Source organism: Pelotomaculum terephthalicicum JT (assembly GCF_022410535.1).
Lineage (GTDB): Bacteria > Bacillota > Desulfotomaculia > Desulfotomaculales > Pelotomaculaceae > Pelotomaculum_D > Pelotomaculum_D terephthalicicum.
Map to the genome: position 1 here is coordinate 12717 of NZ_JAKNBL010000035.1, position 21299 is coordinate 34015.

The 21299-nt window shown below is 47.7% G+C and carries 24 protein-coding genes, 3 tRNA genes, 3 pseudogenes and 1 riboswitch; of the genes and pseudogenes, 19 read left to right on the forward strand and 11 right to left on the reverse strand.

Annotation, left to right across the window (positions count from 1 at the left end; all coding sequences use genetic code 11):
• The first annotated feature begins 350 nt into the window (after window positions 1-350).
• From L9W92_RS14890 to L9W92_RS14900, 3 genes are all read left to right on the forward strand, one after another.
• The gene (locus L9W92_RS14890) at window positions 351-1412 is read left to right on the forward strand and encodes a hypothetical protein (protein WP_240084538.1); all 1062 of its coding nucleotides are present in this window, start codon (window positions 351-353) and stop codon (window positions 1410-1412) included.
• A gap of 154 nt (window positions 1413-1566) precedes the next feature.
• Complete coding sequence (locus tag L9W92_RS14895) at window positions 1567-1704, forward strand: hypothetical protein (protein ID WP_240084539.1); 138 nt, start codon at window positions 1567-1569, stop codon at window positions 1702-1704.
• Window positions 1705-2087: 383 nt separating this feature from the next.
• The gene (locus tag L9W92_RS14900; RefSeq protein WP_240084540.1) at window positions 2088-2273 is read left to right on the forward strand and encodes a hypothetical protein; all 186 of its coding nucleotides are present in this window, start codon (window positions 2088-2090) and stop codon (window positions 2271-2273) included.
• A gap of 123 nt (window positions 2274-2396) precedes the next feature.
• On the opposite strand, the gene L9W92_RS19215 is transcribed toward L9W92_RS14900, so the two are convergent.
• Together L9W92_RS19215 and L9W92_RS14910 are read right to left on the reverse strand one after the other, a co-directional pair.
• Complete coding sequence (locus L9W92_RS19215; protein WP_240084541.1) at window positions 2397-2975, reverse strand: HPP family protein; 579 nt, start codon at window positions 2973-2975, stop codon at window positions 2397-2399.
• 95 nt (window positions 2976-3070) lie between these two features.
• Window positions 3071-3247 (reverse strand): annotated as a pseudogene (locus L9W92_RS14910) (molybdate ABC transporter substrate-binding protein); the annotation flags it as partial.
• A 360-nt stretch (window positions 3248-3607) separates the two neighbouring features.
• Here L9W92_RS14910 and L9W92_RS14915 point away from each other — a divergent pair.
• Window positions 3608-3834 (forward strand): annotated as a pseudogene (locus tag L9W92_RS14915) (IS66 family transposase); the annotation flags it as partial.
• A gap of 59 nt (window positions 3835-3893) precedes the next feature.
• On the opposite strand, the gene L9W92_RS14920 reads toward L9W92_RS14915, so the two are convergent.
• The 5 genes and pseudogenes from L9W92_RS14920 to L9W92_RS14935 all read right to left on the reverse strand — a co-directional run bounded on the left by L9W92_RS14920 (window position 3894) and on the right by L9W92_RS14935 (window position 8135).
• On the reverse strand, window positions 3894-4763 hold the full coding sequence (locus L9W92_RS14920) for a glycine betaine ABC transporter substrate-binding protein (RefSeq protein WP_240084543.1): 870 nt from the start codon (window positions 4761-4763) through the stop codon (window positions 3894-3896).
• A complete protein-coding gene (locus L9W92_RS14925; protein ID WP_376741818.1) occupies window positions 4760-5734 on the reverse strand; it encodes an ABC transporter permease in 975 nt (324 codons plus the stop codon). Before L9W92_RS14925 ends, L9W92_RS14920 begins: the two co-directional genes overlap by 4 nt.
• The gene (locus L9W92_RS14930; RefSeq protein WP_240084560.1) at window positions 5718-6920 is read right to left on the reverse strand and encodes a quaternary amine ABC transporter ATP-binding protein; all 1203 of its coding nucleotides are present in this window, start codon (window positions 6918-6920) and stop codon (window positions 5718-5720) included. Before L9W92_RS14930 ends, L9W92_RS14925 begins: the two co-directional genes overlap by 17 nt.
• Before the next feature lie 60 nt (window positions 6921-6980).
• Window positions 6981-7091 (reverse strand): annotated as a pseudogene (locus L9W92_RS19415) (polar amino acid ABC transporter ATP-binding protein); the annotation flags it as partial.
• Between the two features lie 238 nt (window positions 7092-7329).
• Window positions 7330-7463, reverse strand: a riboswitch (cyclic di-AMP (ydaO/yuaA leader).
• 51 nt (window positions 7464-7514) lie between these two features.
• Entirely contained in the window at window positions 7515-8135 is a 621-nt protein-coding gene (locus L9W92_RS14935) for a GGDEF domain-containing protein (protein ID WP_240084544.1), read from the reverse strand.
• Between the two features lie 229 nt (window positions 8136-8364).
• Between L9W92_RS14935 and L9W92_RS14940 the strand changes: the two genes are divergently transcribed.
• Window positions 8365-8583: a NifB/NifX family molybdenum-iron cluster-binding protein gene (locus tag L9W92_RS14940; protein ID WP_240084545.1), complete on the forward strand. Its 219-nt coding sequence runs from the start codon at window positions 8365-8367 to the stop codon at window positions 8581-8583.
• Window positions 8584-8811: 228 nt separating this feature from the next.
• Window positions 8812-9432: a P-loop NTPase gene (locus L9W92_RS14945; RefSeq protein ID WP_312038109.1), complete on the forward strand. Its 621-nt coding sequence runs from the start codon at window positions 8812-8814 to the stop codon at window positions 9430-9432.
• A gap of 148 nt (window positions 9433-9580) precedes the next feature.
• Here L9W92_RS14945 and L9W92_RS19000 read toward each other — a convergent pair whose 3' ends face one another.
• The 4 genes from L9W92_RS19000 to L9W92_RS14960 form a co-directional block, all read right to left on the reverse strand.
• On the reverse strand, window positions 9581-9703 hold the full coding sequence (locus L9W92_RS19000) for a hypothetical protein (RefSeq protein ID WP_282442381.1): 123 nt from the start codon (window positions 9701-9703) through the stop codon (window positions 9581-9583).
• A gap of 201 nt (window positions 9704-9904) precedes the next feature.
• Window positions 9905-9980: transfer RNA gene (locus L9W92_RS14950), tRNA-Lys, on the reverse strand.
• Window positions 9981-9999: 19 nt separating this feature from the next.
• Window positions 10000-10084, reverse strand: a tRNA-Tyr gene (locus L9W92_RS14955).
• A 68-nt stretch (window positions 10085-10152) separates the two neighbouring features.
• Window positions 10153-10230, reverse strand: a tRNA-Pro gene (locus L9W92_RS14960).
• 426 nt (window positions 10231-10656) lie between these two features.
• Here L9W92_RS14960 and L9W92_RS14965 point away from each other — a divergent pair.
• The 13 genes from L9W92_RS14965 to L9W92_RS15025 form a co-directional block, all read left to right on the forward strand.
• Entirely contained in the window at window positions 10657-11349 is a 693-nt protein-coding gene (locus tag L9W92_RS14965) for a methylenetetrahydrofolate reductase C-terminal domain-containing protein (RefSeq protein WP_240084561.1), read from the forward strand.
• Window positions 11325-12254 (forward strand): methylenetetrahydrofolate reductase, encoded by a 930-nt coding sequence (locus tag L9W92_RS14970; RefSeq protein WP_240084562.1) that lies wholly within the window; start codon window positions 11325-11327, stop codon window positions 12252-12254. The genes L9W92_RS14965 and L9W92_RS14970 overlap by 25 nt, the downstream gene beginning before the upstream one ends.
• Before the next feature lie 539 nt (window positions 12255-12793).
• A complete protein-coding gene (locus L9W92_RS14975; protein WP_240084546.1) occupies window positions 12794-13465 on the forward strand; it encodes a MotA/TolQ/ExbB proton channel family protein in 672 nt (223 codons plus the stop codon).
• Window positions 13466-13548: 83 nt separating this feature from the next.
• A complete protein-coding gene (locus L9W92_RS14980; RefSeq protein WP_240084547.1) occupies window positions 13549-14286 on the forward strand; it encodes a hypothetical protein in 738 nt (245 codons plus the stop codon).
• Window positions 14287-14351: 65 nt separating this feature from the next.
• Window positions 14352-15206, forward strand: a complete 855-nt coding sequence (tsaA, locus tag L9W92_RS14985) for a tRNA (N6-threonylcarbamoyladenosine(37)-N6)-methyltransferase TrmO (protein ID WP_240084548.1) — start codon at window positions 14352-14354, stop codon at window positions 15204-15206.
• Window positions 15206-15469, forward strand: coding sequence for a putative Se/S carrier protein (locus L9W92_RS14990; RefSeq protein ID WP_240084550.1), 264 nt, complete (start codon window positions 15206-15208; stop codon window positions 15467-15469). Before tsaA ends, L9W92_RS14990 begins: the two co-directional genes overlap by 1 nt.
• 104 nt (window positions 15470-15573) lie before the next feature.
• Entirely contained in the window at window positions 15574-16713 is a 1140-nt protein-coding gene (locus L9W92_RS14995; RefSeq protein WP_240084551.1) for an aminotransferase class V-fold PLP-dependent enzyme, read from the forward strand.
• A 65-nt stretch (window positions 16714-16778) separates the two neighbouring features.
• Window positions 16779-17282 (forward strand): hypothetical protein, encoded by a 504-nt coding sequence (locus tag L9W92_RS15000; RefSeq protein WP_240084552.1) that lies wholly within the window; start codon window positions 16779-16781, stop codon window positions 17280-17282.
• Between the two features lie 109 nt (window positions 17283-17391).
• Window positions 17392-17913, forward strand: coding sequence for a hypothetical protein (locus L9W92_RS15005; RefSeq protein ID WP_240084553.1), 522 nt, complete (start codon window positions 17392-17394; stop codon window positions 17911-17913).
• Window positions 17914-18097: 184 nt separating this feature from the next.
• The gene (locus L9W92_RS15010; RefSeq protein WP_240084554.1) at window positions 18098-18244 is read left to right on the forward strand and encodes a hypothetical protein; all 147 of its coding nucleotides are present in this window, start codon (window positions 18098-18100) and stop codon (window positions 18242-18244) included.
• A 42-nt stretch (window positions 18245-18286) separates the two neighbouring features.
• Window positions 18287-19492 (forward strand): signal peptidase I, encoded by a 1206-nt coding sequence (locus L9W92_RS15015; RefSeq protein ID WP_240084555.1) that lies wholly within the window; start codon window positions 18287-18289, stop codon window positions 19490-19492.
• Between the two features lie 26 nt (window positions 19493-19518).
• The gene (locus tag L9W92_RS15020; RefSeq protein ID WP_240084556.1) at window positions 19519-20583 is read left to right on the forward strand and encodes a DUF5305 family protein; all 1065 of its coding nucleotides are present in this window, start codon (window positions 19519-19521) and stop codon (window positions 20581-20583) included.
• A 67-nt stretch (window positions 20584-20650) separates the two neighbouring features.
• The coding region (locus L9W92_RS15025; RefSeq protein WP_240084557.1) for a hypothetical protein at window positions 20651-21299 on the forward strand (649 nt) is incomplete at its 3' end.

Here is a 21299-nt window from a genome sequence, read left to right on the forward strand (position 1 = left end):
TGCTTTTGCTGTTTGGCATTATTGATTCATAACGTTTTAACAAGTAGCAGCGAAGTTATTTAAATATTCTAAACTCTAGGATTTTTGGCACTTGTTTTAATCTGCTTAATTATTGAAATTGTCAAACCAATAAAATTTAAAGGGAGGGTTAGTTAATGTCTGAGTTCGTTGTCAAACGGGTATTTAAAGGCCAATTGTCCACCGGTCTGGTGGCACTAATTCTGTGTTTTGTCTTATCTTGTATTTTCTGGCCGATATGGTCAACGTTTTTTAAAGCTATTTTCGCCTCTCTAGCCGCCCAAGGGCTGGCGGAGGCAGATCCGAAACTGCAAGGTCAGTTACTGCAAGCCATGATAGAAGGAAGCTTTTTCTGGATGGTAATCAACCCCTGGATCTGGCAGACGCTAGTGATGGGCAACTACGGCAAGAACATATTCACCACGAAACAGCCGCAGGCCGGTATCTGGTACACCCTGGTTGCCTGGGCCGTCGGCTTGATCGCGTTCTTTGTCATCATCGGTTTTCTCGGCATTTGGTGGAAACCATTTAACCTTGGTTTGATGTTTATGCCTAAGACAGCCGAGGAAGTGCAGTTGGCTTTTGAAGGCTGGGAAGTGGCCAACTTCTTTGCCTTACCGGTAATCATGGCCCAGATCCCGTTCGTTTCTTTATTCCAGAAATGGCCTTTCGCGGGCACTTCCAAGCAGCCGACCGAAGGATGGGGTGTGCTCTTCTTCAGCACCCTGGCGGTTGTTTTAGTTTGGATGGCCACGATTATGCCGAGCTACTGGACGAATTTGTCCCTTGGACACGAGGTAATTGTAGATAGGCCTATGGGCGGCTGGACAACTTGGGTTGCTTTCTGCGAATGGTTCATTGTCTTATTCCTGGTTCCGGCTGAGGGTGGCGAAGGTTATCCAATGAAATTTTTCGCAAAGAAGCAGCCCTGGATGGGCATCGCTGGACTTATTATCGCTATAGTGGGCGGATTAATCTTAGCGAAGGGGCTAAGAGGTGTTCTTGCCCCGATTGACCCGGCGCTCCCCCCGGATGCGATTGTCGCTTCAATAGGTCTTTCGGTCGTCGTCTGCATGTTGGCTTGGCACCACCTGTTTGATGATTATCCCACCGCCGCGATGGTACCCAATACGGCAGCTAGGGTTTTAGCCAGAGTCGTGATCTGGCTTGTCCTCGGTTTTGGTTTGGGTACTCTTTGGATTAAATTCTTGGCCAAGATTCCTTTCGGCGCCAACAGTACTTTCTTAGGTTTGAACTATCCGACCATGGGTATGATAGCCGGCCAGTTCGCCATGTTAATGACATTGCTCTTCTTCAACACTTTCTTTGATAAATGGCCGCTGGTGCGCAAAGAGCCGGTATCGGTCAGTCAGGGAACTACAATAGCCAAATAAGAAAAAGAAAAAAAATAGATATAAATTTAGTTTTAATTAATAAAATATTGTAGTTGAATTCAAAAAGCAATCCCGTACCGCTTTGATGTTTGGTACGGGATCTTTTTGTCCAATATTCTACACTGGTATGTGGCATGAATATTGCATAACTTTAATGATGGATGTCTTATATAAATATAAAGAATCATTTTTAATCCAAAGAGTACCCAAGCCAAAAGCGATGACAAACCAGATCACGACTCTGGTTAAAACCCTGGCTGCCGTATTGGGTACCATCGCGGCGGTGGGATAATCATCAAACAGGTGGGTGCCAAATCAAACATGCAGACAATGACCGAAAGTCCTGACAAGGCTATGATTGAATTCGGGGGGAGACCCTTTGGCCCTTGGTTTGGGTACTCTATGGATTAAATTCTTCAGCAAGATTCATTTCGGCGCCGACAGTATAAGTTATCCGAGCATGGGTATTGGATATTGGGGTCTGGCGCCAGACTAGGAAAGCACTCCTGATTTTCTTGGATTAAATAATCAGAGAAAGAGGAGTGCTTTTTTATTTTAGGGTATTAATTTCTTCGCCCATTGCCAAGTCAGGTGTCTGTCCATTAATTATACGCTGTGTGTTTATTGAACATTTTAACTGATAGAACCTATGCGGGCGGCAATATGTTTTGTGTTATGCGCCGGCATCTGTTTTATCTTGATTACCAACAGCCGTGGATTTTAATGGCTGAAGGCATGACCGGGAACAGGGGGTGGGCTCCGCATCATATTACCTTATTCGGATTAATCTACGCTGTGTTGGTTATCGTGGCCATATCAGTATCATTGCCTTATTGGAGAGCGATTGGCGTGATCCAATAATTGCTGGACATTTACCCTGCAATAATATTAACCCCCGGACACGGGCAGACAAAAATGTCTGTCCGTGTCCGGGGGTTAATTTATAAGTGATAAATATTATCTTGATGAGATGGGTTTGCGATTTTAAAGCCAATATTGAGGATATTTTCTTGTCGATGATATGTTATTAATCAATAAAGCAATTAAAATAAGTATGCTCGATCCGATAAAGACAGGCGCCAAGATAAAACTGAAATTTTGGCCGCTGTAAACCGCGACGAAGGCCGTCGCGCCGCCGGGCGGGTGAAGTGTGCCGGTCAGGGTCATTAAGGCCATGGCCAAAACCACTGCCAGGGTGATTGCCCACCAGTCGTTGCTTAATAACTGATATACAGAAACACCGGACAACGCGGATATCACATGCCCGCCAACAACGTTGCGCGGTTGTGCCATGGATACATGACAAGCCGTATTCAGCAGGATCACTGAAGCCCCGAAAGACGGAATCATTAACGGCACTCCATGATGAGTGCTGATCAATGTAATGAAACCCATACTTAAAAAGCAACCCAGGGACGAAAGGGCAAGCTCTCTCCAATGCACATGGCTGGCATGCAATTGACAATAGCCTTTTTGGCAGCGCATTTTGCCAAAGTATAACTGTAAGGATTTGGCGATGATATGAACGGCTTCTTTCTCTTGATTTGCTGTTTTACCGGGCACAAGACACCTCCGGAGTGGTTCCTGCTAAATTCTCACTAATTATAATATATTAATATATAGCCAGCAAGTTGAGTTGGATCCGTAATTTAATAACATTACTTTATTGCAGGGAGTGCATCCATATGAGATTCGCTCGCGGAAATAAAGATATCCACCGGCTCACCTTCTTCAATTCTTTGTGCCAGGGTACCTGAAGCGCCAAATTCGTAGCGAATATTTATATTGGGGTGTTTTTGTGTGTAAATGTTTCTCAATTCTTCCATAGCATTTGCAGGCTTATCGCTGCCGAAACTGTCAGACTCCCCCGACCCTGACTTATCTTTTCGGGGATATTGATTATCTGACCGGGGAAAATCATATTTGAATCCTTTATTTGAGGGTTGGCAGACAAAAGTGTATTAATTGAGATACCATTTTTGGGGCAATGGCATACAAGGTATATTATGATTATTCTGATCCATATGCTACCAAAGATGTTGATTAAGTAATGCATTATTAAACCAGGCAAGAAGAAAAATGCGATATGTTAATCTGCGTGACAAAGTGTTTTCCAAGTCACCAAAAAGACAAGGAAAATAGCTTTTCCTTGTCTTTTTGGTGGGCCATTAGGGACTCGAACCCCAAACCTGACGATTACCTATTGCCTGAATCAATGGGACAACCTGAAAAACTTTCTGCGGCCGACTGGAGATAGACAATAATCGGGCGGAACGCTCGATCAAGCCCTTTGTGATCGGTCGCAAAAACTTCCTAGTTCTGAAATACTCCTAGGGGCGCTAAATGTAGTGCGATTATTTACAGCATTATCAAAACAGCCAAAGAGAATAATCTTAAACCATTTACACGGAATTATTTATAGTCCCTGCCGCTCCCGGAAGCTATCCTCCGGAAGCAGCATACTAAGACGTTGCAAAGCGCTTAAGACTGTTTCAACCACCCGTCAACCATATCTTGATTATCTTTGATCCATTTTTTTGCAGCAACCTCAGGTTCCATTCCCTCATTGATCAGGCCTTCCAGACTGCCGATCTGCGCATCGGTCATTTTAAATTTCTTCAACATCGCGGCAACTTCTGCTTGCTCTGAGCTGAAATCTTTATTGGCCAGGGTATGGATTTCTTCAGCCGCACCATATTCCTTTTTGGGATCGTCCAGATACTTGAGATCATATTTAGCGAACATCCAGTGCGGGCTCCATCCTGTGATGGCGATCCAGTCATTCTTACCGTAAGCTCTATCCATTGCCGCCATCATCGCCGGCTCACTGCCTTGCACCACTTCAAAGCCAAGAGCATATGCCTCATTCGCCCGGGCAGATGCTTTCATAATTCCGGCGCCGGGATCGATACCGATAATCTGATTGCCGAACTTGTTTCCTTCATCCTTCAGTTGAGCAAGTGAATCAATGGTGACATAGTTTGGGACAACAATACCGATTTTGGCTTCGCCCTGATACCAAATGCCGTAGTCTTCCAAACTATCCTTATACTCATTCCAATAACTTTCATGGGTAATCGGCAGCCAGGCATCCATAAAAACATCAATGTCCCCCTTGCTCAACCCGACAAAGAGCGGTGCAACATCCAGTTGGGTAAGTTCGACCTGATAGCCTTTATCCTCCAGAATCGTCTTCCAAAGGTTGCTTACAGCAACGCACTCGGCCCAATTGACATAACCGATTTTGACCGTTCCTTTATCACCTGAACAACCGGTCATCATAAAGACCGCCAAGACAAGGCTCAACCCCAAAGCCAATAATCTGTGCCACCTTTTGAAATTTTTTATCATTTTTGTTTTCCTCCGTTTTCTTTGTATCTCATCATGACTCTTCTATGTTTATTCTCTATAGATTTTAGTGACTGTTTTAGACGGTCGTCTAATCGTTGCCATGCCCTTTTAGCTTTTACATCTCTTTTTTGGCTCACCCGTTTTACGGAACGTCCGACTCCCTGGGACAGCCTGTCTAGGATAATCGCCATAATTACCACAGCAACCCCGTATTCAAAGCCCATTCCGATCTTCAGTTGTCCGATGGCTTCCAGGACACCGGCGCCAAGTCCACCGGCGCCGATCATCGCGGCAATAACCACCATCGATAAGGAAAGCATCATCGTCTGGTTGACGCCGGCCATTATGGTCGGCAGAGCCACAGGGAATTGAATTTTCCATAAGAGTTGTCTGGGGGTAGAGCCGAAAGCTGAGCCAACCTCCACCAGTTCCACAGGAACCTGGCGGATACCGAGGTCGGTAAGCCGGATGACCGGCGGCATGGCAAAAATAACTGTGGCAAATACCGCCGGTACCTTACCGATACCGAAAAACAACAGGGCCGGGATAAGATAGACGAATGAAGGCATTGTTTGCATAACGTCTAAAACAGGGGATATGACATAATGGAACCGGTTGTTTCTTCCAGCTAGAATCCCCAGCGGCAACCCGATAACAATGGAAACAAGTGCCGATATAATCACTAAAATCAGCGTATCCAGGAAAGGAAGCCATAGTCCTAAATTATAGATAAAAAACAAGCCAATGACCGTTCCAATGGCCAGTTTCCATCCACTGGCCCGCCAAGCCAGAACCGCGAAGATAATAATGATTGTCCACCAGGGTACGACCATCAGCAAATCCCGAAACCCGGCTATCCCGCTGTTAAAAGCGTCGGAAAAAGCGTCCACGCTGTCGCCGAAATTTATTTGCAGCCACCTGACGCCCTGATCGATGCTCTCTGCCAGAGGAAACTTAGATATTGTCTCCACCCCTCTTATTCGAAGCAATCGCTGCAAGGACAGAGCCCCGAACGATGATTCCAATCAATTTATTTTCCTGGTTCACCACAGCCACCGGCAGTTTGCTCTCGGCAAGCACACTCAGCGTATCCTGAATAGGGACAGTCTCCAGTGCCACCGAACCCTGAGCAAGTTCGATTTCATCCAGACTCGATTTTCCGGCACTCCTGGCATCAACCGCGATATCGGCCGTAATAAGCCCTTTATAGTGCCTCTCCTTATCTACCACAAAGACACTGGACAATCCATGCTCCTTCATGATCCTTAAAGCAACACCGGGACCATCACGCAAGGTAATAAGCGGCTGCGGTTTCTTCATCACATCGCCGGCAGTCAAAATTTTACACCGTTCCACACCCCGGAAAAACTTGGCTACATAATCGTCGGCCGGATTAGTGGTAATCTCTTCCGGGGTTCCAACCTGCACCAGGGCGCCATCCCTTAAGAAAGCGATTTTGTCTCCTAGTTTCAAGGCCTCGTTTAAATCGTGGGTGATAAAAACAATGGTCTTGTTCATTTTTTGTTGGAGACTTATCAGTTCATCCTGCATTTCTTCCCGGATCAAAGGATCAAGTGCGCTGAAAGCTTCATCCATCAGGAGAATATCAGCGTCACTGGTCAACGCCCTGGCCAGCCCGACCCGCTGTTTCATTCCCCCGCTGAGTTGGGCTGGATATTTATCTTCCCAGCCCTTCAGACCGACGAGATCTAACATTTTAAGCGCTATGGCTTCCCTGTCTTTTTTGACAATCCCCTGAACTTCCAACCCGTATACCGTATTATGCAAAACGGTACGGTGAGGAAGCAAAGCAAACTGCTGGAAAACCATAGCGGTCTTTTCCTGACGGACCTTACGCAGCTCCCTCTCTTTTAACTTGGTGATATCAATACCGTCGATCACGATAGAGCCGGAACTTGGTTCAATCAGTCTGTTCAGACAGCGCAGTATCGTCGATTTTCCGCTTCCGGAAAGGCCCATCACCACAAAAATCTCGCCTTGCCTGACGGTAAAACTCACTTGATTAATTCCAACTGTCTGCCCTATTTCTCGGAATATTTCATCTTTACTTTTTCCCTGCGCCAACAAATTCAAAGCTTTTTGAGGGTGGAGATCAAAAATTTTTATTAAATTAGTTACAATAATCTTCTCGGAAATTTGATTCATATTTCCACCACATTTATACTTTTGTTTTTAAATATTTTAGTCCTTCTTTATTTACGGGCTACCGAATACCTGAACAGGAGTACCTTCCACAATCCGTCCTTTATCAATAAAAATGAACCTATCCGCAACCTCCCTGGCAAATCCCATCTCATGCATCAAGATTCATAGAATTATGCCCCCATCGGCTGCACGAAAGCCATCACATTTGCTTGTCTCGGGGTTAGCGGATGTCGGCTTCAAAGTATTCCTCACTGCCAGCACCTTGACAAATACCGCTGTCGTTAAATTAAATATCACCTCCACTCGCCGATCTTCTCCATCAAACAAAATAACCACAGAGAAGTTTCTGTGGTCCGCGAAAAATGCTTAATCTAAATAAAGGTGCGATCAAGCATGTTAATCACCTTCTCTTCCAACGCTTACGAGATTAGCTGACGGATTCGGGTCGAAAGGATTAACCCTACCGGAGAAATTTCTCCGAATTCACCCCATTGTTGGGTTTCCCGTTCCTTACGGATTCAGCGAGTTTATTTATTCATTTATAACCGATACTCAGCAAAACACAAGCTTTCTTTTGTTGCTTTCTTATTTGCTGTACTTTTTAAATAAGTCATCCAGGGCTTCCCGTAACAGAAAAGCTTCTGTTTTTTCCATCTCCTTGGCTAATTCGGAAAGCCGGTCAATCTGGGTTTTTGTAAAGTAACTGGATTTTAGAACCATGCTCTCTACTTCGGAAAGGCAAACTTTATTCTTCCCTAATTTTTTTGCCCTGAACAAGGCGCTGTCCGCCACCCGTAAAAGTTCAATGGCATTTTTGGCGTCCCTTGGCCAAGATGCGATACCGCAACTGATGGTAACGTAGATATCATCCTGTATTTCTCCGTCAGAAAAGCCGAACGTATTATCGGATAAATATCTTCTGATTTCCTCCATCTCCATCAGGCTTCGTTCGGCACCTTTACCAACAAGCAGAATCATAAATTCGTCGCCTTGCCTTGTGCTCAAATCATTTTCGGAAAGATTATTCATAAATATCGAAACAAGTTTATCTATGATTTCATCACCAATTTTTGGGGAATAGGTATTGTTTATATTTTCTAAATTATCGATGTCCGCGACAACGATACTGAAAGGACCTTCCCTATTGTAAATCATCTCTTCAACTTTTTTTATTAGTAATTGCCTTGTTGTTAGTCTGCTTACCATAGCTGAATCAAATCTCCTTATTGAGTTATTATATTAAACATGCATATATATGTCAATACATATATGTTGACATATATATGTTACGCCTTTTTTGCCAAAAGGAGAATTTTAGTAACAGTAATATATTACTCGATACCAATAGCGTTTCAGGGTGAACTTCAAGTAGATGTGCCACTATGCCAATATTTAACATTGGTTTGTCGTCATCCCATGTAGGCAGGGCAGGCGTTTGGGCCCGTATGGTACTGGTACTGGCGCCGGTCAGGGTCAGGGCCAAGGCAAGATTATCATTGCCGGTGGTATGGGGCCGCGGGCACAGGAATTGTTCAACCAGAATGGCGTAAATGTAGTAATTGGCGCTAATTCGGCCTCAGGTAGTCCGGAAGATATCGTCAGGCTGTTTTTGGCCGGCAATCTAGAAACAGGGGATAATGCCTGCGATCATTAAAAAACTAAGGAGGAATTAAAACAATGCAACAAAATTCAGATTCTGCATGCGACAATGAAAAAAGCGGCGGATGTGGTCATGAAGGCAATGCCGGTATTGAGAAATTGACCGGAAACGAATTTAGCAATATCAGGAACGTTATCGCTGTCATGAGTGGAAAAGGCGGTGTGGGGAAATCTTCGATAACATCTATACTTGCTTGTGAATATAGAAAAAAAAGGCTGTTCGGTGGGAGTACTGGACGCGGATATCACCGGCCCGAGCCTGCCAAAGATGTTTGGCATAAAGAGTGGGGTGAAAAGCAACGGCTCCGCGTTATTCCCCTCAATAAGCAAAAATGGGATAAGAGTTATGTCACTAAACTTATTGACCGCCAATGAAGATGACCCGGTTATTTGGCGCGGTCCAGTAATTTCCGGTACAGTCAAACAGTTTTGGACAGATGTGGCCTGGGGTGACCTTGATTATCTTTTTGTTGACTTGCCGCCCGGCACTGGTGACGTACCTTTGACTGTGATGCAATCCCTGCCATTAAACGGGCTGATTGTTGTATCTTCACCACAAGATCTTGCGGTTATGATTGTGAGCAAGGCAATAAGGATGGCCCAAATGATGAATATACCCATAATTGGACTGGTTGAAAATATGAGTGGCGCCGTTTGCCCGCATTGCAACGAACATTTTGAGTTGTTTGGACCTAGCCGGGGTGAAGAAATTGCTCAAAAGTTTCAGATACCCTATATTGGCGGCTTGCCTGTAGACCCCAGTTTTTCAAGGCTCTGTGATCAAGGTAAGATTGAGGAGAATATAATAGTAACCTTTTTGCCAATTTTATCCCTGAGAATATGACTCAATAGGAACACGTAGTTGCTGAACAAAAACCAGTTGTTGAAATTGCCAGGTATATTGAGAAATATGACAAGGTATTACTGGTTGGCTGCGCTGGTTGTGTCACTGTATGTAGTCCAAGACCACATGGAACGTGAAGAAACCATACTCAAACGGTGGGGCGGACCTTGTTTTCCCAGGGACTATTGTTCTGCATTGGCTCTATTGTTACAATATGAAGTACCATCTTGGCAAAGGTTGCCACCATGTATTCCCGCCGTTTCCATTGCATCTGCTACGTCAAGTACCGGCGCAAAGTTCTTACGCCGGAAATATCTTATACAGCCATGTGACACCTATTCTACAAAAAGAAGCTGCAATAAAAATTGACGAAGTGCTGTCCAAAAAAAATTAGACAAGGAAAGTATCATTTTCCTTGTCATTAAAGTTTTAGTAGCAATATAGTAGCAAAATTACTTATTAGCTTCTTTTTTGGTGGGCCATCAGGGACTCGAACCCGGAACCTGACGATTAAGAGTCGCCTGCTCTACCAATTGAGCTAATGGCCCATGTTAATTTTTTTGTTTTTGGTGGAGGGGGCTGGATTCGAACCAGCGAAGTCGTCGACGGCAGATTTACAGTCTGCTCCCTTTAGCCACTCGGGAACCCCTCCAAAACAGCTGTCGGTCGTCGGATAGTTCAATGGAGCGGCATCTGATTTCTGTCCTCTGACTTCTGCTCTGGTCGGGATGGAGGGATTTGAACCCCCGGCCTCTTGCTCCCAAGGCAAGCGCGCTAGCCAAACTGCGCTACATCCCGGTTATGCATGATAATTATTATAATCAAACTAACGCTGAGCGTCAAGAGCAAAAAAATGTCCAGCTATATGCTGGACGGGGAGAGATAGAACTCACCAAAGCTTGACCAAAGAGGAGTAATTCTATTATGTGCAGAAAAAGTCGTAAATATACCGTTTTTGATTATTTTAGAAGGTGTCGGCCGGAGCGCCCTCTGTCATCGGTCTTTTACGATGTTCTAAACGTTGTATTGTATGACCCGCACCGGTAACGGCGGCACTTTTTACCGCTTTCAGTTTAAGAATTGACATTGCTTTCTTCCAATACTATACTAGGAACAAAGTGTCGCTACCTGAACATGATGTTGTTAGTTGTTCACTTGACTAAGGTATTGGGTCGGGAACAATGTTATGTCAGGAATACGGTAAGGAATAAACCGGAAAACAATATGATTATAGCTGAACAAAAACCGATTGCCGAGATAGCTGGTTACATTGAAAACTGTAATAAGGTATTGCTCGTTGGCTGTGGCGGATGTGTCACTGTTTGTCTGACCGGGGGAGAGAAGGAAACAGGAATTCTGGCGAGCGCGCTGAGGATTAAGCGCCGCCTGGAAGGCAGACCCCTGGAAACTGTCGTTTGCGTGGTCACCCGCCAGTGCGAGCCGGAGTATATCGACGCCCTGGACAGTGTGGTCAGGGATGTGGACGCGATAATATCGCTGGCCTGCGGGATCGGTCCCCAATACCTGGCCGGGCGCTATAAAGACAAATATGTGGTTCCCGCCATGAATACCAGGTTTGCCGGCGGTGCCAAAAAGCACGGTGTCTGGGAAGAGTATTGCGGCTTGTGCGGCGACTGCGTCTTAAGCCTGACCGGTGGCATATGCCCGGTCATCCGGTGTGCCAAGAGCATTCTGAACGGTCCCTGCGGCGGTTCTCAGAACGGCAAATGCGAGATCGACAGGGATGTTGACTGCGCCTGGCAACTAATCCACGACCGGTTGAAAATTCTCGGGCGCCTGGACACGCTCAAAGAAATCGTGCCGCCGAAAGACTGGTCCAGGTCCCGGGACGGCGGGCCGCGCAAAATGGTCATTGAGGAAGTGAGGAACGGATCGAATACGGAAGAAGCAAACTAAAGCAGGTTCTCAAAAGCGGCCGGCTCGCGGTAACTGCCGAGATTGGCCCGCCGAAGCACGCATCCGCTGAAATGATTATTCGGCAGACCCGCCTGCTGGGAGAATCCGTGGACGCGGCCAATATTACCGACTGTCAGACGGCCGTGGTGCGGATGTCGAGCATCGGCGCGGGTATCCATATACTCAGGGAGGGTGTTGAGCCGGTTGTGCAAATGACCTGCCGGGACCGCAACCGGATTGCCATCCAGAGTGATTTGCTGGGGGCATACAGCCTTGGCATACGCAACCTGTTATGCCTTTCCGGCGACCACCAGATGTTCGGCAACCATCCCACGGCCAAGAATGTCTACGATGTGGACTCCATCCAGTTGATCAGGCTGGTCAGGCGGATGAAGGATGAAAAATTGTTTTTTTCCGGGGAAGCGTTCAATGGCCAGGAACCGAGGTTTTTCGTGGGCGCGGTGGCTAACCCGTTTGCCGACCCGTTCGAATACCGGGTTGACCGGCTGGAGAAAAAGATCAACGCCGGGGCTGAATTCATTCAGACACAGACCATTTATGATTTGGAACGTTTCACCCGGTTTATGGAAATGTGTGTGGCGCGCGGGTTGCACGAAAGAGCTTATATTCTGGCCGGGGTTACTCCCCTGAAGAGTTGGCGGGCGGCCAGGTTTCTGCAAACCAGTGTGCCGGGCATGATTGTGCCGGACGAGATCGTCCGGCGCCTGAAAAGCGCCGAAGACCCCCGGGAAGAGGGCAAGAATATCTGTCTTGAACAAATCAGGTATATTAAGGAGAAGGTTAAGGGAGTATCCGGGTTTCACGTTATAGCCATCTCCTGGCCGGAAATTGTGCCTGATATTGTGAAGGGTTCCGGTTTGTATCCCCGGCCTGTAATCGACTGAAATAACGCCGGCTTGATAAAATTAAAATATAAAATCGAGGAAATATAAAAGGAGCTTAAAGGCTCCTTTTTATGTTTGCCCGGCATGTCTGCCGAGCCGATGGGTTGAAAGAAATCCTGCCGCCCAACCAGCGGGAAGACAACCCGTAGGCAAGGGCGTCACTGGTAACGATGAGGAAAATATTAATTGCCGGTGATTAAAGGTCCATAGGCAAGCAAAACGCATAATTATGTCTATTTGTGTGGCTTTGTATAGTGTTATTTTATGTCATTGTAGGTAATCGGTTATAGTAGCTGGTTTTTTTTGTTGACTTTTGCGTTAGCGATGGTTATTATTATGTTATGTTTAATGCGTTGTTGTTTATTGTTCTTTCCTTATTTGTTCTGTTGGGTTTTGTATTATTTGGATATCATTATTTTTGTAATGGCAGCCGGATGGCAGCACGATTTGAGTAGAAGATGACATGTTTATTATGAACAAACTAGTTATAAAGTGTAAGTAAAATAGCGCAGAGATACGTAAAGGAGCGATAAAGCAAGATGGCAGAATCTATTTTGATACCCTTAAGAGATACGATGCATAACATTTCGTCCGGTTTAATGATCCCCGCCATTATTATCTTGTTGCTGTTTATAGCTTTGGTAGTGGTTGAGATGGGCGGACTGCTGGTGGAAGCCCTCACGGAGCGGCGCAGAAAGAAAGTTAATGTGCCGGAGTTGGTTGACACCTTTCAGGGCAAAGATGCCGGGGAGCTTATGGATGAAGTTGCCAACAGCCATCTGTTCCGGCGCCAGAAGGATGCTCTCAGTGAATTAATCAAACACCGCAATCTACCCGCCGCCTCTTTGCAAGCTGTAGCCCGCAAGTTACTGGTCGGCGAGGAACTGCATTATGCCAAGGTTACAAATAGAACTGACCTGGTGGCACGTCTGGGGCCTATGTTCGGATTAATGGCAACCCTGATTCCGCTAGGCCCGGGCATGATCGCTCTTGGCCAAGGTGATACCAAGACACTGGCCGATTCTCTGCTTACTGCCTTTGATGCCACGGTAGCCGGCTTGGCAGCTGCAGGTGTCGCCTTTGCCATCTCGCGTTTGCGGAAAAGGTGGTATGAGGATTACTTGAGTTCTCTTGAGGCTTTAATGGAAAGCTTATTGGAAGTGTTTACTAACGGCCAGCAGATTGAGGAGCAGGAATCGCAAGGTATTTAAAAAGTTCATTCTCTGACGCGTGCAATCGAAATCGCAGAGGTCCGGTAGAGGGGCAATACTTTGTAAAAGGATGGTTTTTGTTCATGTTGGCAGTAGCGTTAAATTGCATAGGCGCCATAGGAGAAGAAGAATTTGGGCCTGCGCTTGTAAAGTTATTTAATGATTTCATGGTGGTCAAGTTAATTCCCCACGAAGATTTAGCTGAAGCGCGGTTGCAATTATGTCAACCTGCGGGCTACGGAGAATTGCAGAAGGACATTGAGGAGTCTTGGAATCCATCAGAATCCTTGCTGGAACTCCGGGGACCAAATGCTAAACTGCGAAGAATGGTGCGTCAAATGTTTTTTTTCGACGAGGAAAAGAAATTTGAAAAAGTTTTACTTGAAGGATGTGATGGCATAACCGACTTCCCATGGGCTGTGCAAATTGTTGTGATGCAGCTGCCAGTGGGCTGGGAACAGGTTTTGGAATGGATATATATGGCGGATATCATTGTTTTGATTGATTCGGAAAGTGAAGTATGCAGGGATTTTGCAGCCAGATTAAAAACGATTGGTCCGGATATCCCCGTTTTTTTAGAAAATGTTCAGGAAGGTTTGTCAAATGACCTAAAAGTCGGCCTGGAGGTTTTATTTGCTGATTATATAAAAAAAAGAGATGAAATCAAAGATATATTGGAGTCTCAGTATCCAGAGCAACTGATCAGCTGTGCACAGGCCCACAGAATGGCTGGAAAGCTGGGGGTTAGTTTGCCTTTGGTAGGCAATGTATGTGATGAACACGGTTATAGGGTAACATACTGCAGGTTGGGCTGTTTTTAGCGGGTGAGACGGCTGGTGACCTGCGGCGATCAAATAAAAATTGAATCTGCAGGAGGCTGATGTGCGTGGTCGTTGTTCCGAAAGAACCGGTATCCATCAAGCCGATCGGCGTTGTTGTCTCCGATTTTAAAAAAGTTAGCCGCACTTATGACTATAACAGTGAAAGCATGATTTACATGAGGGAAGAGCTTACAGACGCTCTCATCGGTATTGAATACTTTTCACATATCCATGTGATCTATCACCAGCATCGCAGGAGAGACTGGTTGGATCTGATTGAGTGGGAGCAGGATGAACTGCCGCTAACGCTCCCTTTTGCCAGTGAACCGGTCTGCCAGGGGGTTTACTCCACCCGGTCTCCGTCCCGTCCTTCAGCGATAGGGTCGTGCGTGGTTGAACTGATCAGATGCGAAGGGAACCGTCTTTATGTCAGAGGGCTGGACGCGCTTGACGGGACTCCCGTCCTGGATATAAAAATTTATATTCCCCATTATGACGCGTTTCCATTAGCGGAGACCCCATTAAACTGGTGCATGGGGAATGAGTTGAGCACCACTTCCCGGCATTTTCACTGGGATACCGTCAACGTCGGGCTGACTCTGGGGCTCAGAACGGGCGCTAAAGCGTTGCAGTCCATCGGTATCGGCCGCGGCGAAGCGGTCAGAGCGGAAGTGGCCGGCGGGCATTTTTTCGCGCAGGGAATAGAAGGAGTAACCGGGTGCAGTGTCTTGCGGGGTAATATGATTTTTGAAGAACGCAACACGTCGCCGGGACAGTGGAAACTTAAGCTTGTAGGTAAAGATAATGAAGTAACAATCATGCTCAATGATCATATTTACTCAGGTGCCGGTGAGGTGCTGGAAGTCGGCGAGAATATATTGTTCGCCACAGTGCAAACGCTTAATCATGAGGATGTGTAATGGGGTACTATCTGGCGGTTTTTTCCTCCGTGCATCAGGTGAATCAAATAAAAAGCCTGTTAAACCGGTGTGGCGAGTATATTGGCATGATTCGCGCTCCACAATGCATTTCCACCGGCGGGTGCGGCTTTGCGCTCCGCTTCGAGGAGAGCAAGCTCCTGCCGGTCAAGCAGGCGGCACGGGAATTAGGAATAGCCGTCAATGGTATTTACCAAGAGGAAAGTCAAGAAAACGGAAGCAATACATATACCCGAATCGAGTGAACCACCGATGAACGTTCTATAACTAGCCAAGGAATAAATAAGGAAAATACGACGCGACGCTCTATCGATAGTGAATATTATCACGTAGTAGTGAGGGTTTTCGCATGGTATACCTTGACAATGCGGCCACTTCGTGGCCCAAGCCCGAAACAGTGCATCTGGAAATGATTAAGTGCGTCAAAGAATATGGGGCCAACCCAGGGAGAAGCGGACACAGGATGGCCATGAAGGCCAGCGAGAAGATATTCGAATGCAGGGAGAACCTCGCCAGGTTATTCGGCATAACGGACCCGCTGCGGATCGTCTTTGCCAGCAACGCGACCGAGGCCATCAATCTGGCGGTTAAAGGACTTTTAGCGTCTGGTGATCATGCGATCATTTCGAGCATGGAGCATAACGCAGTGGTGCGTCCTCTTAAAAAACTGGAAACTGCGGGAGTGGAACTTTCCATCGTAAAAGCGGATTTACAAGGGAAGATTGACCCTACGGATATTGCAAAGAGAATTAAGCCGAATACAACGCTGTTGGTTGTTACCCATGCCTCCAATGTAACGGGTACGGTCAATGATCTGGCATGTCTGGGACGCTTGGCGAAAAAGCATAATATTTTTTTCATGGTGGACGCCGCGCAGACGGCAGGCAGCTATCCCGTGCATGCCGGGCTGATGAATATCGACCTGCTTGCTTTTGCCGGGCATAAAGGCTTGTTTGGGCCGCAAGGCACGGGCGGTTTGTATGTCCGTGCGGGGCTGCGTCTGGATACGCTGAAGGAAGGCGGCACGGGCAGTATTTCGGAAAGTCCCTGGCAGCCGGATTTTCTCCCTGACCGGTTTGAGAGCGGCACATTAAACACCCCCGGCATTGCGGGACTGAGTGAAGGAGTTAAATACGTCCTGGAAACGGGTATCGAAAATATCCGAAATCATGAAAACCGGCTTACTGGATATATGCTTGACGGACTTAGTGAAATGAAAAAAGTCAGGGTGCACGGATGCGGCAATGGTGAGCAAAGGATCGGTGTTGTATCGATCACGATCGACGGAAAGGACTGCCATGAGGTGTGCCGTGAACTGGATGAAAGATACGATATTGCCGCCAGAGGCGGCTTGCACTGTGCCTACCTGGCCCATGAAACCATAGGAACGCAAAAGACGGGCACGATTAGGTTCAGTATCGGCTTTTTTAATACTATCAAGGATATTGACAAAGCGCTGACGGCGGTGCAGGCAATCGCCGGAACGTAGAAACAGGTATTTTATCTTTCGTTACCGTGACTGAGCGGAATGCGTCAAACAGGGAAGTTGATTAAATGGTGTGGCGTAAAGTAATAAATACCCGTAGCTACGGTATAGTTTGTATCGCCCTGGCGATAGCCCTGAATACCATCGGAGTGGGCTACGCTGCCTGGCAAAACGGGTTGCAGGTCGAGGGAGTGGTTGCGACGGGGTATATCGACCCTCAGTTCACCTCCTGCGCAGTGGTGGAAAATTGTTTCCCGGGCCGCGCCGAAGCGATGCTGGATGGCCAGGGTAAAAGGCTGATCCTCCAGATATATGACGCTTACCCAGGTTATTATGCGCACTTTCGTTTTCAGGTAGCCAACCAGGGGACGGTGCCGGTAAGTTACACCGCCCGCATCGACAATAATACGCCGGAAGTGGCTATAAGGATCAGCGATACCCAGGGCATTATCGGCGGGGCGGGCGGGAGTCAATACGGCGACCTCTGGCTTACCGTGGGAAATGTAGATGAAAATAGCGATTACCTTTTCACGGTAGATCTCGCTTTTCAGCAATGGGATGCCGTGAAATAGACGTTAATTTACCGTATCGCTAAAACACTGCAGGAGGTGGTTATAAAGCATAAAGCTGTTCAGTTTACTGTGGTATTAAAATATGCAGAACAATTTCGAAGGGGGTTCTATGATGAAAAATGTCAAATTACTAAGTTTGGTTATGGTGGTAGCCTTGGTCCTAATGGGCGCCGCCTATGCGGCGTGGTCCGAGGATATTACCATTAACGGTAATGTCCAGACCGGTTACCTGGATACCGTTTTTACGGCTGCGGCTTCTAATGATACGGGTACTACCGTTGACCCCGGCAAAACAATAGACGCAGGCCGCACTGAGGTTCCCACGGTTATTGGCGCGGACGGCGTCAAGGACTTCGAAGTAGCTGTTACCAATGGCTATCCCGGTTACAATGCAACAGTCGACTATACCATTAAGAATAACGGTACCATCCCCGTGAGAGTGACTGAAGTGGTTGATAAGGCGGGTAATGATGCCGAGCTTAGCTTGACTTCCACTTTGGCGGCCAATACCGTAATAGCCCCGGGCGCCACCTATGATGCATCCGTTACCCATGCGGTAACCGACGCGGCTCAGCAGGAGCAAACTTATCACTACAAAGTCACCATCACCGCTGCCCAGGCCGCCCAGTAAAAAATACTTATTTAAAATAGTATTAATTCCGCGGGACGGGGGTGTCCTTGTCCCGCAGCTGCATAATCACTCCGCGTCAGCAGGCGGCAATAACAAACTTGCTAAGAGATGAGGAGATGATGGGATAAAAATACTATTATCGATTTTAACGGTAATCGTTGCCCTCACGCTCTTGCCTGACGGCATGGCTTATTGGGAGCATGATACGGAGATCACCGGCAAGATCCACACGGGCAGCTGGAATAAGGAGCAGCATTCCGCCGCAGAAATCACGTCCGGCAATTATCCTGCGGCCATCGGGGATATCAGACCGGATTACCAGACAGAATGACTGGCCTCGTACTTGTAAGCGTGAAAGGCTGGAAGGGTTGCGATGGCAAAGGGCAATAGCGCGGGTACAAGATATTGTTACATTATTCTGCTAACCATGTTAATCGGCATGTACGTGATCATTAACATGCCTATTGAGCAAACGGAGGGCAGCTTTTTTCTCACCTACGTTGTGCAGCCGTTTTGCTGGGCAGCGGTGGTTTTCTTTGTCTGGCGGCTGCCCCGTACAGGGATTGCCGGAAAACTGCGCCTGCGCCGCCTGTTGAACTGGCTGGCGTTGCTCAGCGCCGGTTTCTACATTATATTCCAACTGGTTGGCGGTATGGTGGAAGGTTTTGGCAAAAGCCCCTCGTCATTTACACTTTTAGGCATAACCAGCAACATCGTTTACGTAAGCTCTTTCCTGGCCGGTATGGAGATTGCCCGGGCATATTTGATTCATAGACTGGTGAAGCGATGCTTGCATCTGAAGCTGGGACTGCTGGTGGTTTTTTTCACGGTCCTCAATATTCCGTTCAGCATGTTAACCGGCTTCCGGACCGGTTTCGAGTTCGCCAAGGTGGCCGGCAGCGTCATCTTGCCGGGGCTTGCTGAAAACGCCGCCGCCTCCTACCTGGCTTACCTGGGCGGCCCGTTGCCGGCCCTGATTTACCGCGGTGCACTGCAGGCGTTCCAATGGTTCTGCCCGGTGCTGCCGGACCCGAGCTGGACGACTAAGGCTCTTTTGGGCACGTTCATTCCAGGCTTCAGCCTGTTCATGATCCACCGGCTCTACCTGCTGGAATCCAGGGACCTGAGAAGAAGCAAGGCTGCCCAAGAAAATCCGGCCGGGTGGATTATTACCAGCGTCGCTTCCGTATTGCTGGTCTGGTTTTCAGTGGGGATATTCGCCTATTACCCGTCGGTGATTTTAAGCGGCAGTATGATGCCCGGGATCAAAAGAGGCGATATTGTCCTGCTCAGAAAAATAACCGGAGATGAAGTCAGGATCGGTGATGTGATTCATTTCCACCGGGACAAGATGCTGATCACCCACCGGGTGCTTGAGATCAAGGAGGATCACGGCGTAAAGGTTTTCCGGACCAAGGGAGACAACAACAGCGGGCCGGACCCGGAGTTGGTCAGCCCGCAGCAGGTAAAGGGCAAAGTGATTTTTGTCATCCCAAAAATCGGCTGGGCCACTTTACTGGTAAAAATGTTGACAGGGGCGATTAAGCCTGGAATAAATTCACAGGGAACAGAATTTTGAGATAAATTCAATTCAGCGGCACGGAGTTGAAAGGCTTGAAGTATCAGATGGACAGAAAAATCAGACTGGCATGCCTAGCTGCGTGTACAATTCTTCTGGCTGCAACGTTGTTTATGCTGCTCAAGTCCCTGGCCTGGCCGGGCGTGGTGGAACAGACAGTGCCTCAGTTTTCGTACAATCAGAATGCCCGGGTCGATTACCGGGTCTACTTTAAGTCCAATAAGCTTTACCCGGAAAGCAGCCTCGGGCCGGGTAGCATGTATGTAACAAACTTTGTTGATTATATAAATACCTCTTTCAAGTATACGTTTAGCGCCGACCGGGTCGCTGAGGTCAAAGGAGAGTATGAAATTGTCGCCGTGGTGGAAGCCGTGGCCGGCAAAGACAGTAAAAAAGTATGGCAAAGGGAATTCGTGCTTTTGCCGAAAAAAGCCTTTAACGGCAAGGAGCAAACAATTACCATCCAGGAGGAGTTGCCGTTGCGGCTGCCTGATTACAACGCTTTTGCCAGCACCGTAATCAGGGATTCGGAGTTGATTCCGGACGAGGTGAGCATGACCGTGCGCTGGAACGTGGCCGTGGAAGCAGCGGCGGACGGCGGGCAGGTTAAGGAGCAACTGGCGCCAACCCTGGTAGTGCCCCTGGTCCGGAAAGCCTTTGAGATCGGCGGGGAGCCAGTGAAAGAAAAGCCGGGCGCCATCACGGCAGTCAAGACCGTGCCGGTCCGGGTAAGCTGGAAAAAGGTGGCCCCATACGGCACTGTCGCGTGCATCAGCGCTTTAGTGCTGGTCCTGCTGCTCTGGTTAACCGGCGGGAGGGCGGGACACATCGATCCGCTGGAGGCCAGGGTGAGGCAGATCGTGAAAAAGCATGGCTTCCGCATGGCGGCCATTGACGGGGATATATCGGCACTCATTGGAAACGCGGTACCGGCCAGGTCGGTTGACGACCTGGCGCTGATTGCCGATGAGCTGAACAAACCCCTCGTTTACCGGCCCTTGTCGGAGACCAACGAAGTTCCGTCATTTTATGTCTTCGACGAACCCAAGGTGTTTGTCTATGAAATGAAACGCGATAACGACGTCACTTAAGTTGACTGATATTGAAATTTTTTGATATGACCGGTTAATAAAGTGGCGTGAAAGGGGGAGAAAGAAATTGCGGCTAATGCAATTGGGATCAAAACTAAAGTACAGAAAGTTTGTGACATTTCTTGCCGTGCTGGCATTGCTGTGCAGCGTCTTCTCAATGGTCCTGCCCGGCCCGGCCGGCGCCGCCAACCAGGCCAATGACAGTCCCAATGGGCTGGTACCGTCGCTGACAGTCAAAGTCGGCACTGCCTCTGTCACTAATCCAACTACGATCTACACCACGGCGAGAGTCTTTTCGCCAGCCGAAATGACGGCCATGGCCAATGTCACCCAGGCTTATTCCTATATCGACTCGTTTCCGACAGGTGTGATCGATGCTGCCAAGGGTGTCAAGATTACTGATATTTTGGCGGCGTCCGGCATCGACTTCAGCAAGGTGTACAGAATTTATTTTTATTCGAACGACGTTTCCAACGGTCCCTACACGAATCTGACCAAGGATTACCTGTGGGGCTCGCCCCGTTACTATTTCCCGAATATCAAGAACAGTTGGGATTATGACACTCAGTCTCCCAGTTTGTCGGGAGAATGGGGCAGCCCGACAGACGGCGCCGTCCCGGTCGACCCCATTCTGGCGGTTCAGGACAACTGGCAGCGTATATTTAATATTCCTGAGGAAGGTCCTCTGGTTGATTACAGCGGTCAATGCAACGGCA

Excerpts from the sequence above, each read along its gene's own strand:
- L9W92_RS15015 (WP_240084555.1), top strand. The coding sequence starts at position 18,287 with ATGGCAAAGGGCAATAGCGCGGGTACAAGATATTGTTACATTATTCTG.
- L9W92_RS15000 (WP_240084552.1), top strand. The coding sequence starts at position 16,779 with ATGGTGTGGCGTAAAGTAATAAATACCCGTAGCTACGGTATAGTTTGT.
- L9W92_RS14935 (WP_240084544.1), bottom strand. The coding sequence starts at position 8,135 with ATGGTAAGCAGACTAACAACAAGGCAATTACTAATAAAAAAAGTTGAA.
- L9W92_RS14995 (WP_240084551.1), top strand. The coding sequence starts at position 15,574 with ATGGTATACCTTGACAATGCGGCCACTTCGTGGCCCAAGCCCGAAACA.
- L9W92_RS14920 (WP_240084543.1), bottom strand. The coding sequence starts at position 4,763 with ATGATAAAAAATTTCAAAAGGTGGCACAGATTATTGGCTTTGGGGTTG.
- L9W92_RS14990 (WP_240084550.1), top strand. The coding sequence starts at position 15,206 with ATGGGGTACTATCTGGCGGTTTTTTCCTCCGTGCATCAGGTGAATCAA.
- L9W92_RS14975 (WP_240084546.1), top strand. The coding sequence starts at position 12,794 with ATGGCAGAATCTATTTTGATACCCTTAAGAGATACGATGCATAACATT.
- L9W92_RS15010 (WP_240084554.1), top strand. The coding sequence starts at position 18,098 with ATGGCTTATTGGGAGCATGATACGGAGATCACCGGCAAGATCCACACG.
- L9W92_RS14980 (WP_240084547.1), top strand. The coding sequence starts at position 13,549 with ATGTTGGCAGTAGCGTTAAATTGCATAGGCGCCATAGGAGAAGAAGAA.
- L9W92_RS14965 (WP_240084561.1), top strand. The coding sequence starts at position 10,657 with ATGATTATAGCTGAACAAAAACCGATTGCCGAGATAGCTGGTTACATT.
- L9W92_RS14895 (WP_240084539.1), top strand. The coding sequence starts at position 1,567 with ATGATGGATGTCTTATATAAATATAAAGAATCATTTTTAATCCAAAGA.
- L9W92_RS15005 (WP_240084553.1), top strand. The coding sequence starts at position 17,392 with ATGATGAAAAATGTCAAATTACTAAGTTTGGTTATGGTGGTAGCCTTG.
- L9W92_RS14900 (WP_240084540.1), top strand. The coding sequence starts at position 2,088 with ATGCGCCGGCATCTGTTTTATCTTGATTACCAACAGCCGTGGATTTTA.
- L9W92_RS14890 (WP_240084538.1), top strand. The coding sequence starts at position 351 with ATGATAGAAGGAAGCTTTTTCTGGATGGTAATCAACCCCTGGATCTGG.
- L9W92_RS19000 (WP_282442381.1), bottom strand. The coding sequence starts at position 9,703 with ATGCAATGGAAACGGCGGGAATACATGGTGGCAACCTTTGCCAAGATG.